The organism is Tranquillimonas alkanivorans (assembly GCF_900115595.1).
Lineage (GTDB): Bacteria > Pseudomonadota > Alphaproteobacteria > Rhodobacterales > Rhodobacteraceae > Tranquillimonas > Tranquillimonas alkanivorans.
The window spans coordinates 15,652-28,562 of record NZ_FOXA01000038.1 but is presented as its reverse complement, the minus strand read 5'-3'; the positions used below and the strand labels follow the sequence as shown (position 1 = coordinate 28,562).

9 protein-coding genes are annotated in these 12,911 nt (G+C 60.3%); all 9 read right to left on the bottom strand.

Translation table 11 applies throughout. The features are described from left to right. Window positions 1-40: 40 nt before the first annotated feature. Window positions 41-622, bottom strand: coding sequence for a c-type cytochrome (locus BM162_RS20330; protein WP_093425511.1), 582 nt, complete (start codon window positions 620-622; stop codon window positions 41-43). A 1,098-nt stretch (window positions 623-1,720) separates the two neighbouring features. After that, entirely contained in the window at window positions 1,721-2,011 is a 291-nt protein-coding gene (locus BM162_RS23580; protein ID WP_143096249.1) for an alpha/beta fold hydrolase, read from the bottom strand. Between the two features lie 706 nt (window positions 2,012-2,717). Then, window positions 2,718-3,572: an HNH endonuclease gene (locus BM162_RS22550; protein ID WP_143096248.1), complete on the bottom strand. Its 855-nt coding sequence runs from the start codon at window positions 3,570-3,572 to the stop codon at window positions 2,718-2,720. After that, complete coding sequence (locus BM162_RS20320) at window positions 3,572-4,930, bottom strand: AAA family ATPase (RefSeq protein WP_218153150.1); 1,359 nt, start codon at window positions 4,928-4,930, stop codon at window positions 3,572-3,574. Before BM162_RS20320 ends, BM162_RS22550 begins: the two co-directional genes overlap by 1 nt. A 265-nt stretch (window positions 4,931-5,195) precedes the next feature. Then, window positions 5,196-8,291: a type I restriction endonuclease subunit R gene (locus BM162_RS20315; protein ID WP_093425508.1), complete on the bottom strand. Its 3,096-nt coding sequence runs from the start codon at window positions 8,289-8,291 to the stop codon at window positions 5,196-5,198. Further along, window positions 8,291-9,442: a DUF4268 domain-containing protein gene (locus BM162_RS20310; RefSeq protein ID WP_093425506.1), complete on the bottom strand. Its 1,152-nt coding sequence runs from the start codon at window positions 9,440-9,442 to the stop codon at window positions 8,291-8,293. The genes BM162_RS20315 and BM162_RS20310 overlap by 1 nt, the downstream gene beginning before the upstream one ends. Further along, window positions 9,443-9,892: a hypothetical protein gene (locus BM162_RS20305; RefSeq protein ID WP_093425505.1), complete on the bottom strand. Its 450-nt coding sequence runs from the start codon at window positions 9,890-9,892 to the stop codon at window positions 9,443-9,445. Continuing rightward, window positions 9,889-11,130 (bottom strand): restriction endonuclease subunit S, encoded by a 1,242-nt coding sequence (locus tag BM162_RS20300; RefSeq protein ID WP_093425503.1) that lies wholly within the window; start codon window positions 11,128-11,130, stop codon window positions 9,889-9,891. Before BM162_RS20300 ends, BM162_RS20305 begins: the two co-directional genes overlap by 4 nt. After that, complete coding sequence (locus BM162_RS20295) at window positions 11,127-12,647, bottom strand: type I restriction-modification system subunit M (RefSeq protein ID WP_093425502.1); 1,521 nt, start codon at window positions 12,645-12,647, stop codon at window positions 11,127-11,129. The genes BM162_RS20300 and BM162_RS20295 overlap by 4 nt, the downstream gene beginning before the upstream one ends. Window positions 12,648-12,911: the final 264 nt, after the last annotated feature.

The following is a 12,911-nucleotide window of genomic DNA, read 5'->3' as shown; positions in this document are numbered from 1 at the left end:
CAAAGCGGATGTAGGACATGTCTGTTTCCCTCGTTCGTCGTTATTCGGTTTCGGCGCCACCGCCGTGCGCGCCACCGCTCTGCTCACCACTGCTGTGCGCGCCGCCACCGTCCGGGACCAGAGCCGCGTAATCCTCCGGCGAGAGACCCGGCAACTGAGAGACGAAAGCCGTGATGGACACGATCTCCTCGGCTCCGTGTTCCGCGCCGAAGGCCGGCATCCCGGACATCTTGATGCCGTTCTCGACGATCCAGCGGATTTCCTCGGGCGTCCAGTTTGCAGCGGCTTCGACCAGGTGCGGCGGCTCGGGCTTCATGCCCCGGGACCATCCGGCAGGCTCCCGGCCGGGGGCGCCATGGCAGTGCGCGCAGCTTTCGGCGTAACTCCCCGCGCCCTCGGCCACGCTTTCGGCCGGAAAGCTTTCCGGCAACTCAACCCCGTCCGCCCGACGCGCGATGGAACGCTGCATCGTCGTATCGAGGGTCCATCGGACAGCGTCGAAATGCCGGTCCGAGGCTGCCACGTTGTAGGCCCCCGTGTAGACGACGGTCAGCCAACCGGCGATGCCGACAAGGAGCGTCGCGAACACGCCCACTACAATGCCCTTGATCATGGTCCCCATGAGGGTTCTCCAAAGTTGCGAATGGCTTGCCGCGACGGATCAACCCCGGGATCCTCGTGCCGGTTCACCATTTCATGCCGAATTCGATGTGCCGGCGGGCCAACGTCCGCTTCTGCCGATTCGCCCAAAGCATCTCGCCTCTGCGGCGAAGGTCCGGACACCGCCCAGAACCGCCCGCCACGTGCGCCACCGCCTGCTGAAGATGATGGTTTTTTCTGCTCGGCGGCGGGGCGACGCCGGGAGAGATGTCCTGCGTCCGCAGGTAGGTAGTCAACCGGGCGACGGAAGACGTCTTGATCACAGGCGACGGCGTTGCGATCACTCAGCCGTGGCGGGAGTTTGGCCGACCGGGAGCATCCTGCAATGGGTGTGTCCGCCACTCATCAGGACGGCACAGAGAACGCTAACTTCTTTACGCCCTCTGTCGCGCGAATTCCCGCAGCGCGGCGCCTCGCGCTGGCTCATGCCCTCGCGGCACGCCAGCCGGACCCCACCATACGGTTCCACGATGAAGATCCTTCTCGCTCAGCGAGAATTCCCCCTCACCGCCGTGGACGGATCTCTAACCGCCATTCTCATGATCATACGCGGGTTTTGGGAGGGTTGTTGGGCAGGTCGCCTTCAAAGGCCCGCCAAATCCGTCTATTTATCATAGACCTGTACGCTTAGTTGGCTCCGGCGGCAGGGGTGGGAGCCATCCCCGAAGGTCCCTGAAAACACGCGGAAATCTCTGCGAGTCCGCTGCGATTCCGGCGATGTGACCGACGTCGTGACGTAGCTTGTGACCTTTTGCAAGACGGCCCCGCGCCGGCGTCTTCGTGCCGCGCCGCCCCGAGGCGCGCCGAGTCGCCATCAACGGTCGTTGATGAGCCGCGGGGGGCTCGGTCGGCCCGCGGGTCCCGGGCGAAGCGGGGATCCCAGACGGTGAGGGACGCTTGTCGAACCCACCGCAGGTCCCCGCTCGTTCGCCTTCCCTCTTCTCCCGCCCCGCACGCGGACCTCTCCAGCTCGCCGGCAAGCGGCCGCCAGCGCTGCAGCCGGCGCGCGCGGCCGAAGCCGACGGCTGCCCCCAGCCGACATCCGGCCGCAGTCGCGGTTTCACCGGCCGGTAGCCAGCCGGATCCGGCGCAGAGTCTCAGCCGGCGCATCCCATGGAATGTAGTGACCGCAGTCCTCCACCCAGTGAAGTCGCGCGTTGGGGAAGGCCTCCATCGCCTGCTGGGCCTGTCGTGGGAGCAACAGACGGTCGTTCCGCCCCCAGACGATCGTTACCGGACCGGGCGTACTGTCCGTGCCCTCCTGCGCGGGTCCATCCGCCAGATCGCGCACCAGATCGGTGAAGGTCGGCGTCGCGGCGAAAGATGAAGGCCACCGATGCCTCCGCCCCAAGCGTCTCGATCCCGCGCGAGAAGGACTTGTTCGCCAGGTAGTTCTTCATGATGTCTACGAGTGTCCACCTTCTTCGCCTTGCCGGCGAACTCGTCGAAGGCGACCGTGTCCCAGTACCCGACGAGCCCGATCTTCCCGCTCGTGTTGTTCACGAAGAGCTTGGTAACGGTGACCTCGCCGCCAGAGATCAGGATCCCGTGTGGGACGGTCAGAAGCGCCCCAAACCCAAATAAAATAGGGGCAGAGGTGCCCCACGCGCAGGTCGAATGCGGGTCATATAGGCCAATGGCTTAGCGTCAGGGTGTCCCACGGCGCCGAGGCGCCTCGCGCCTCGCCTCTGGGGGGGGACGCCACCGGCGCCGGGCGTCGCCGGTGCGAGGCACAGGATAGGAATGCCGCTTGGCAGGACGTGTCCGATGGGCACGGTCATGCTTCGTATATGATCGAGGGACCACGCGGCAGCGTTCGCGGCGGCTCTCAGCTTCAACGGAGATGCTCCTAAGCCGACTGAGAGCCTGCCGGTCGCCTGCGGGGCCACGTAGTCGTGTTTCACGAGGTCCGGGAAGAACATGGAGTTCTCGGAGTTCGCATTCTGTCCTCCAAATGCAAGATAGGTCTTTTTTCGCAGCAGGGCAAAAAGGCCCCGCGCCTACTGCGGATACGGTCTCAGATCGGCAGAAAGACCGCAGCCGAACAGGTAACGCGTTTATTCCAGATCCGGGTCTTCAAAGCCGCCGCCACAGAACCATTCATTTTGGTGAGAGGCCTCGAAAAATGCCGTCCGCCAAGAGTTCCGCCTATCGGCAAATGCAGATTCATATTCACCGCGCAGATAGTCTCTTACGGAATTCTGACCTCCAGCCAAAAAGATCCTCCGCAAACTCAGACGGATAGAGCTAAGAAGATCATTGGCCTCTGTGGAGTAAAGCTCATCAAGACCGAGAACCTCAAATTGCCCCTCAAGGCGATTGCAATCACCAATATTTAATCCCGAATCACGATCGACCGAATACAAAAAAACTGCAGTCGGCCCTTCGATTATCTCAGCCTTCAGCCAAGTCATGCCGTCCACATCTTCGAAATAGGGGTGGAGCGGCAGGTCCTCGATTTCATCGGCATCTCCAGAAAGCTTGTCCCTGTTGCAGTCGGAGCAAGATGGCACAAGGTTCAGCGGAGCCACAGAAAAAGTCGGATATTTTGACTTAGGGAGAAAATGATCCAGCTGCCTTACCCGACGATGGCCGCAATAAGGACAGCGACCGTTTGGTGCCAGCGCCATTATAGAATCGTAGATGTATCGGCCAGCACTCACTCTACGCAAGCCGCTTTCGTACAACCTGATCATCTCATCCTTGGCTATTTCACCTGGAGCCTCCTCATGCGCCGCAATCCGGTATAGAAGCTGGCGTGTGCCCTTGTCCCGGTAGTCGTCAGTTGCCTCAAGAATTTTTTCGCGTGCAGCGAGCAGTCGAGTGCGAATATTGTTTGTATTGCGCAATCGGGACCGAGATGCGTCGTAAGCCTCGGCATCGGTGTGGCGAGGCGCTTGAAGTCGCCACATTACTTTTGAGACCTCTTGTTTTGGACGGCAATCAAACTCCGTATCAAGCCGCGCCCCTCAGATCCGATATTTCCGCCGTACTTCCCGATGATATCATCGTAGTCACCAAGGGAGAGAACTGCTTCGCGAATAAGATTGTAAAAACCGGCTTCCTCGACTTCCAAGCCGAAGATTCTGTGCGTCAAAACTCCTACATTTTCGGCGAAGGTTTCGGCTGATGGTCTTTCGGCTGTCATGAGTGTATGGTGGCGCTCAAGAAGCCATGTGCAGTCAGCCGGAACCTCTTGCAGAACGACGGGAGAATGCGTTGCAATGATTGCGACGCCATTTCTATTATTCAGCAAGTCGGAAAGGGCGCGCACAAAAGCGGAAAGCAATGGCGGATGCAAATGCGCCTCTGGCTCATCGAGAAGAACGAGGCTTTTCTCAGTCACAAGCTCCACGAGTCGCGTAATGGTCAAGAGAACTATCTTGTGCCCTGAGCTGAGATCTCTAAAGCGAGAGGATGCGGTTTTTCTAAATTCCTCAACATCATCAATTTCGGCCAGATGAGATATCTTAGAGACTTTGAAGATTGGATCAGACTCCAGCATGTCCAGAGCGCGTTGCCACCGGGTAAGCTTCCCGCGGTCGAGACATTTCCTCGCGCTAATGCTAAACTCTCGAGAGAGAGCAGAGATATCTTTCAGTCCAGGATCATCCGACTGGCTGCGCTTCTTCTTTTTTAGCCCGACGTAGGCGTATCCGATGCCGCTTCTGGAAGTCATCCGGTCGGATAGTGGCTCAAATTTGTCAAACGCGCTAAAGCTTACTGATATTATTGAAGAGAATATGTCGTCATCGTCCAGCAGGCCCTCCTCATCGTAAAATCTCCCGTCGTCTTCCTCGTGCGTGCCATCCGCAACAAGGGCGCGAACCATTGCATTCAGCAAGAAAGACTTGCCAATCCCGTTCCTACCTATAAGAACATGAATGTTGGATGGTGGATCAGATTCCGGAGTGACCTTAAAAGATAGTTCGACCGGGTCATGCTTTTCCGAAAGCTGGGCAGGTCCCTTGTAGCGAAAATTATAGGGGGTGAGGGGGGCGGCTCCACTAATGATTCTCGCATATTCTCCGAGAACGGTCGTCTCTTTCACACTTCGAAGCAAGGACATATCAAAGACGTCCTCGTGGCGCGCCTTGCGGAATAGGTCATTGTCATACGCAATGTCCCGCAGGTCATCCAAAACTTGATCTAATAGACCCAATTCCTGCAGCGTGCTGTAGTAGCTCTTCCTCTGCCCGATCGAAAAAAACTCGCCTCCAAGGGCTTCGAATTTTTCGGGAATTTTTGGCCTGCGCTGCCCTTTCTCCATGCCGAATTGGCCGATCTTAACCGAACCAATTTCGTGGATTTTTCCATTCTCGTCGCAGTGATGCAGGGCATACTTCGTCTCGTAGGTGAACCAGTCGTCCCAGTCGTCCTCCAGGAGAATGAAGTCTCCTGGTGAGGGTCTATCGACTAAGCTTTTTAATACGTAATACAGAGTTTCATCCTCCGACTTACCTAACTGCCTGCTCAGGCGCGTGAGAGTGCCGTAGACAGCTGCGCGGTTCGAGCCGAGCGGTTAGCTGGGGTTCTCAAGCCGTGAGCCGGACCATGGCCTCCGCCTGCTTGATGATCAGTTGAACGGCTTCCGGCCGCAGGTCCGGGGGATAGCCGAATCGGCGCAGGATGCGCTTCACGGCCACTCGCATCCGGGCCCGTACGTCCTCCCGCTGCCACCAATCGACGCCGGAATTCTCCTGGATGGATCGCACGAGCTCGCCCGCGATCACCTTGAGCTGGTCGTTGTCCATGACTTCGACCGCGCTCTCGTTCCGGGCGAGCGCGTCGTAGAAGCTCCTCTCCGCCTCGGACATGTCGTCCTCGGGCTCGGCCCTCAGGTCCTTCGCCATCCCGATCAATTCCTGGATGACCTGTAGGGCATCGACGCTGCGATTGTGGTATCGGGCGATGGCGTCCGTCAGGCGCTCCGAGAACTTCTGGTTCTGGACAATGTTGCCCCGGGTTCTCGCCTTGATCTCCCCATTCAGGAGCTTCTTGAGGGCTTCCACCGCGAGGTTCTTGTGCTGCATGTGCTGGATCTCGAGGAGAAACTCCTCCGACAGGACGCTGATGTCGGGGCGGTCGAACCCGCAGGCCGCGAGAATATCGACGACCTCGGTCGAGGCCACGGCCCGGTTAAGCAACTGCTCGATCGCGAAATCCGGTGAGGAACTCCTTCCCCCGCCACCCTTCACGTCGAGCTTCTGGAGCGCTGACCTGACCGCAAGGAAGAACGCGACTTCTTCGGCGCGTTCCTTGGCCTCCGGCGACCCGGCAGCCAGTTTGAAGGCCTTGGCAAGTGCCGCCACGGCATCAAGGAAACGCTTGCCGAAATCCTCGTGATTTTCCCGTCCATCCTCGCGTGCTTGCTGAAGGACATGGTCTGCTGCCGCCGGCAGGATCTCGAGGCGATCTGCTGCCGTGCCTCCGAGAGCCCGGGAATAGTCGAACCCGTGGAACAACCCCCGGGCGACCTCGAGCGCGCTCAGGAAGGCCGCGACAGCCTCACGCTCGTCGACACCGGTCTGCGCCTGATCTCCCTGGGAATAATGCGCGAGCGCCTTTTTCAGGTCGGCGGCAAGACCGATGTAGTCGACCACCAGACCTGCGGGCTTGCCGGCGAAAACTCGGTTCACCCGCGCGATCGCCTGCATCAGGCCGTGTCCCTTCATGGGCTTGTCGACGTAAAGCGTGTGCATGCAGGGCGCATCGAACCCGGTCAGCCACATGTCGCGAACGATCACCAGCTTCAGGGGGTCGCTCGTGTCCTTGTACCGCTTCCTGAGGGCTTCCAGCTTCGCCTTGCTGCGAATATGCGGCTGGAAGTTCGGCGGGTCCGCGGCGTTTCCAGTCATCACGACCTTCACCGCGCCAGCCTCATCGGCCTCCGAATGCCACTCCGGGCGAGCTGCCACGATCCGCTCGTAGACCTCCACGCAGATCCGCCGGCTCATGCAGACGATCATCGCCTTGCCGTCGATGGCCTCAAGCCGAGCATCGAAATGCTCAAGGATATCCGCGACCACGGCATTGAGGCGCGGACCAGCGCCCACCAGTTTCTCGATCTGAGACCACTTCCTGGCGACCGCACCGGCCTCGTCGTCGGGCAGAGCCTCGGTCGCTTCGTCGAACTCCTCGTCGAGGTTGTCTCGCAGCTCCTCGGCGATGTCCACGCGGGCAACGCGGCCCTCGTAATAGATCGGCACCGTCGCCCCGTCCTCGACGGCCTGAGCGATATCGTAGACGTCGATGTAGTCGCCGAAGACGGCCCGCGTGTTCGCCCCGACCAGTTCCACGGGCGTGCCCGTGAACGCGACGTAGACGGCGTTCGGCAAGGCCATGCGCAGGTGATGCGCCAAGCCATGCCGGACTTCCCCGGTCTTCTGATCCATTCGGGCTTCGAAGCCATACTGAGTCCGGTGCGCCTCGTCGACCATGACGATGACGTTCGAGCGGCTGGTGAGCTGCGGGAAGTCCTGGCCGCGCTCCGGCCGGAATTTCTGGATGGTCGAGAAGACGATGCCACCCACCTGGCGGTTCAGCAGTGTCTTTAGATCCTCGATGCTATCCGCCTGAACCGGCGTCTCCCCAAGAAGGTCCTTGCATCGACCGAAGGTGCCGAAGAGCTGGTTGTCCAGGTCATTGCGATCGGTCAGCACGAGCAGGGTCGGGTTCTCCAGTTCCGCCAAGTGCATCGCTCGTCCCGCCAGGAAAGTCATCAGGAGCGACTTCCCGGAGCCCTGCGTATGCCATATGACACCACCTTTGCCGTCGTCCCCGCGGGCGCCGGTTATCGACTCGACGGCCTTCCGCACCGCATGAAACTGGTGGTAGCCGGCCGCCTTTTTGATCGGCCCCTTGCCCTCATCCTCGAACACCGTGAACCAGCGCAGCATGTCGAGCAGGACGGACCGGTTCAGAAGCCCCTCGGTCAAGGTGTTGAGGGCGAGACCCTCGCGCTCCGACAGGAGCGTCTCGCCGTCGATCGTGCGCCACCGCATGAACCGATCGAGACCGGCAGAGAGCGTGCCATATCGCGCGTTCAGTCCGTCAGAGATCACCGAGAAGACGGAGGTCCGGAAGAGACTCGGTATGTCGCTCTTGTAGGTTTCGATCTGATTGTAGGCCGCCTCGATGTCCGCGCCCTCGGTACCCTTCAGCTCAACCACAACCAGAGGCAGTCCGTTGAGGTAGATCACGATGTCGGGGATGCGCGGGTTACGCCCGACCATGTCGACTTGATTGAAGGCGTGCCAGGCGTTGTCCTCGTCGCTCCAGTCGACGAGTCGCGCTCGCTCGTGGCGCTCCTCGCCACGGCTGAAATATGTGATCGGGACGCCGCCGGTGATGACTCCGTGCAGGCGGCGGTTCTCGGCCATCAGGTCGCCGGCGAAAACTTCGTCGGTCACGCGCGCCATCACCTCCTGCACCGCACCGTCGGGCAGACCGGGGTTCAAGCGTCGTACGGCCTTCTCGAAGACCTTGCGCAGGATCGCCTCGTGGAAGCTACGGCGCTCCGGATCGCGCTTCTCAGGAGAGATCTCGGCGCCGGAACCGGCGGCGTAGCCCAGCCCCGCCAGCTTCCCCATCATCCAGTCTTCGAGGTCCGATTCCGAATTCCAGGCCATCACCTACCTCCACCGGGCTTCATGCGCGCCGCCAGCCCTCGTACAGGCTCTGAGAAGGCCTGGTCCATCTTCCGGTAGTGGTCGACCAGCCAGGCGATCATCTCCGGCCAGTTCTCCTTGCTGTAGCCTTGGACCGGGGTCTTGCAGACCACCATGCTGACTTTCTTGTCGTCGATTCGGCGCCATTCCAGCTCTTCTCCGACACTCTGCTCATACCGCTCCCGGTCTTCTGCAAGCCGGTCGAAGAGCCACTTGTTCTCGTCCCGGTCCGAGCGATTCAACTGGAACTCGACCCGAACTTCTTGGCGAAGGAAGATGAGTGTCAGCGTGACGCCAGACACGCCGATGCCCGAATTCAGCCAGTGATCCCGCGATGGGGTGATGTTCTGCCATCGCTCGAGCCCGGCGCTGCGGAGCGCCTCCAGGACCTGCTCCCAGAACTCGAGCCGCATCTGATGGCTCCACTTCTGGGCGCCCTTGGCCGACTTCTCCTCGCTGTCCTTCTCGGCCATCCGGATCATATAGTCGGCCGCCTCGGGCGTCGGGATCGCCTGCTGGAGATCGATGAAGAGTTCTTCGCCGAACTTGTAGGGCATGACCTTGATGCAGCGCACGTCGATCTGATGCTCGCGCAGCCAGAGTACCGTGGCCGTCACCTCCCGCCGGAAATTCGCCGCGATGAAGACGACGCGCTGGTTGGTGCCGTCGTTCAGCACGACCTCGTCCAGCGTGTTCTCTCCAAGGAACTCGCAGATCAGCCCGGCCGCGTCGCCGCCGCCATGGCGGTCGAGATACTGCTGGAAGATTCCGACGATCTCGGCCTTCTTTAGGCTGGAGCAGTACGCGGCATATTTCAGGGCCTGCCAGACGACATCGCGGCCGGAATCGTCCAGCTTGTTCTCGATGATGACCAGTTGCCCGGCCCGATCCAATGCAAGCAGGTCCAGGCGCTCCCGGGTGCCATCGAACCCGTCGAACTCCTTCTGGATGATTAGCAGTCCGTCTTCGCCCTCGCTCATCGCCTCGCAGAGGGCGTCCGGCATGGTCGCCAGCCACTCCTGGAGATGCTCCCGTTCCCGAAACCCGACCTCCAAGAAGCTGGTGCGTTCGAGCTTGCGTAGGCGATTAGCGGAACGGTCGATCTGGAACATTTACTCACTTTCAAGGATTTCAGCGTCATGATCGCGGACGACTGCGAAGACCTTGCGTTGAATTGCCGCAACGATCGTATCAATCATTTGTGGATGGGTCTGGGACCTAATGTCTTCTGGCCAGCAGGCCTCAATAAGAAACCTCTCCTCCGCATCAGATAGTCTTCGCACGAGTCGATGCGCCTCCGCATTGATTTCGGACTGATATCCCCAGATGGCGAGTTCTGGCACATGCTCGTGCTTCATGACCCAGAAAATCTCATCGGAAAAGGAGAAGCGGGATTTTTCGCCTGCATAAGGCCAATGAAAATAATCACCAGTTATGTTCAGAAACGGACGCCGAGTGAAAACCTTTAGGATTTCGACGGCATGGGCAAAAATGATTTCGTCAGCGAAATCCTGAATGACCTGCCGAAGATGCGACACAGCTTCGGTATCCTCGACGGTCACAGGACTTCCTCGACCTGTTTTTCAGCCTCGCGGATGCGGAGCTGGCCGGACATGAGGCGGGGGAGAAGAGCGTCGCGCAGGGCAACAATCACTCCTACTTCTGAATCCAACTGGTGCTGGCGAGAAAACATTGGCAATACGACGCCATCGAATGCCGAGATGATATTAGCTGGCGGGATGTCCGCGGGAAGATTGTGGACATTATTACGATTGAGTGATGGAACTGCCGACCCAGAGTTCAATGCTGAGAGATCCAATGCACCAAGGAAGAAATACGCGAAATAGGGGGAACACCCTTTGAATTCTTTGATCCACAATGATGTGTTGAGTGGCCAGAAATCATGGGTCACGAGATAGACTTGACCTATGACGCCACTTCGGCCAGTCGTGACGCCCGGTCCCTTCACCTTGAACTCGTTGTGGGTGCCATGGTGCCCTCCAGCAGCCATAACCGGGTAAGGGCCATCGAGCCTGTCTTTCTTCGGCAAATCGAAGCCACGCTGTAGCGTGATCAGATCGCCGACTTCTCCTTCCCTCCACCCCTTCGGCAGGCCGACAGGGTCGAAGCTGTCGGGGAAAAGGCCGGCGGTGGTGGCGTCCATGTGGGCGGGGGACTGGCCGACGGCGCGGGCGTGGACGGGGTCGAAGTTCACGAACCAGGACCGATAGAGCGTCCGCGCCATCTCCTCCAGAGTTGCGCTCATCCGAAGGTTGAGTTCGATCTTGTCATCCAGGGCGCCGAGAAGAGTGCCTATCTCGCGCTGCTCTTCAATAGGTCGATACGGTATCTCGAAATCTTCGATCATCCCCTTGGTGAGCGCATTCCGCGTCGCCCCGGAGGACGCCATCGACATCAGGAAATCCTGAAAACTTGGCGTCACCATGAAGTATCGTAAGTATCGAGGATCAATCGTCGCCGAGTCCGGGCGAATAATTGCGACGTGTTGGTTGACGCGTGCAGGAAGCGCATCGTCAGCGACTTGGCAGACCCGTGCGACGCTGTCGCCGGTGATGTTGAGAAGGACGTCGCCCCTGCAAACCTCGACGCTGTCCAGTCTCCGGGCCTGTTCCTCGTTGATGTAGGCGAGGCCCTCTTTGCTGAAGCGATCGTTAAGAACATTCTGACTGCGGATGAGAGAGAAAGGACCATGCGGGAGATAACTCGATTTTCCGCCACGCGGTGTCGCGCCGCTCCCGATCTTCGTGCAGTGATCGCCGAGGCGGAGTTTGCCTTTCATGAAAGAATCTCCAGCCGCGCCTCAATCTCCTGCTCCAACCGCCGCCCTTCGGCGAACTGCGCCCGAAGCTCTGCCGTGAGACGGTCGAACTTCTCCCCGAAGGGTTCTCCGTCCTCCTCGGCCGCGCCGGCGCCGACATAGCGGCCCGGGGTCAGGACGTAGTTGTGCTTCGCGATCGCCTCCATGGAGGCCGCCTGGCAGAAACCCGGCTCGTCGGCATAGGCGCCCGCGTCCGGCTCTCCGCGCCAGGCGTGGTAGGCGGTGGCGATGCGCCCGATCTCGTCGCGCGACAACTCCTTCTGCTTGCGCGATCCCGGCACCAGCGCGCCCATCTTGCGGGCGTCGATGAACAGCACCTCGCCGCGCCGGTCGCGCAGCTTGGCATCCTTCGCCACCCCGTTCGACTTGTCCTTCGCCAGAATCCAGATGCAGGCGGGGATCTGGGTGCCGTAGAAGAGCTGCCCAGGCAGGGCGATCATGGCGTCCACCGCCTCGGCCTGGACCATGGCCCGGCGGATGTCGCCCTCGCCCGAGGACATGGACGACATGGAGCCATTGGCCATGACCACGCCCGCGATGCCGGTGCTGCCCAGCTTGTCGTAGATGTGCTGCATCCAGGCGAAGTTCGCGTTGCCGACAGGAGGCGTGCCGAACTTCCAACGCCTGTCCTCGGCCAGGATGTCCCCCGACCAGTCCGATACATTGAACGGCGGATTGGCCATGACGTAGTCGAACTTTTCGTCGGGGAACGCATCGCGCAGGAGCGTGCCCTCGGCGTTCCATTCGAGCCGGGCGACGATACCGCGGATAGCGAGGTTCATCCGGGCAAGGCCGTAGGTCGTGTGGTTCCGCTCCTGCCCATAGATGGCGAGGTCTGCCCGGCGATACCTGTGTGCCTCGAGGAAATTTTCTGATTGCACCATAAAGGAGCCGGACCCATGGCACGGCTCATACAGACGACCCTTCACTGGCTCGATCATCTGGACGATGAGCTCGACGACCGGCTTTGGCGTGTGGAAGTCGCCGCCGCGTTTGCCCTCGTTGCTGGCGAATTCCGAGATGAAATACTCATAGATGCGGCCGATCAGGTCGAAATCGCGCGGCGTGCCGTCGAACTCGATGTTCGAGAAGAGGTCGATCAGACCGGTGACGATTGACGGATCGAGCGCCTCGCGCCCGAAGACCTTGGGGAGCGCGCCCTTGAGCTGCTCATTGTCGGCCTCAATGGCGCGCATGGCATCGTCTACCCTGACGCCGATGCCCTTGTCCTTCGCGTTCGCAGCCAAAGTGCTCCAGCGCGCGGCTTCAGGCACCCAGAAGATGCCGTCGGCAAGGTACTCGTCGACGTCCTCGGCCACGTCCTCCCCCTCGGGCAGGAGCTCGTCGTACTTCCGCTGAAAGGCCACTCCGATGTAGCGCAGAAAGAGCAGTCCGAGAGCGACGTGCTTGTACTCGCCCGGGTCCATCGACCCGCGCATTTTGTCGGCGGCCGCAAAGAGCGTCCTCTCGATCGTCATCAGCTGTCCCCTGCCATCGCGCGTTGGCTCGCGTCACGTTCCGGTTGTGCGCGTTATCGCCTGATTTTCTCTTCCGGATCAATTCTCGATTATTGAGCCAGGACTGGGTGTGACACTTGGCGGGCTGTCCACGATCGGGGAGAGCTCGGTGCTGCGTGACTGGCCGCGGTTGCCGTAGCAAAACATGCCGGCGTTTTAGCGGGGTTCGACCTGAGCAAGCAGCGGACCCCGAGGGGACCATCAGGGACTGGGTGAAGAGGAAGC

Coding starts and splice junctions, on each gene's coding strand:
- BM162_RS20315 (WP_093425508.1), bottom strand. CDS start 8,291: ATGGCCTGGAATTCGGAATCGGACCTCGAAGACTGGATGATGGGGAAG.
- BM162_RS20320 (WP_218153150.1), bottom strand. CDS start 4,930: ATGGAGAAAGGGCAGCGCAGGCCAAAAATTCCCGAAAAATTCGAAGCC.
- BM162_RS20330 (WP_093425511.1), bottom strand. CDS start 622: ATGGGGACCATGATCAAGGGCATTGTAGTGGGCGTGTTCGCGACGCTC.
- BM162_RS20300 (WP_093425503.1), bottom strand. CDS start 11,130: ATGAAAGGCAAACTCCGCCTCGGCGATCACTGCACGAAGATCGGGAGC.
- BM162_RS20310 (WP_093425506.1), bottom strand. CDS start 9,442: ATGTTCCAGATCGACCGTTCCGCTAATCGCCTACGCAAGCTCGAACGC.
- BM162_RS20295 (WP_093425502.1), bottom strand. CDS start 12,647: ATGACGATCGAGAGGACGCTCTTTGCGGCCGCCGACAAAATGCGCGGG.
- BM162_RS22550 (WP_143096248.1), bottom strand. CDS start 3,572: ATGTGGCGACTTCAAGCGCCTCGCCACACCGATGCCGAGGCTTACGAC.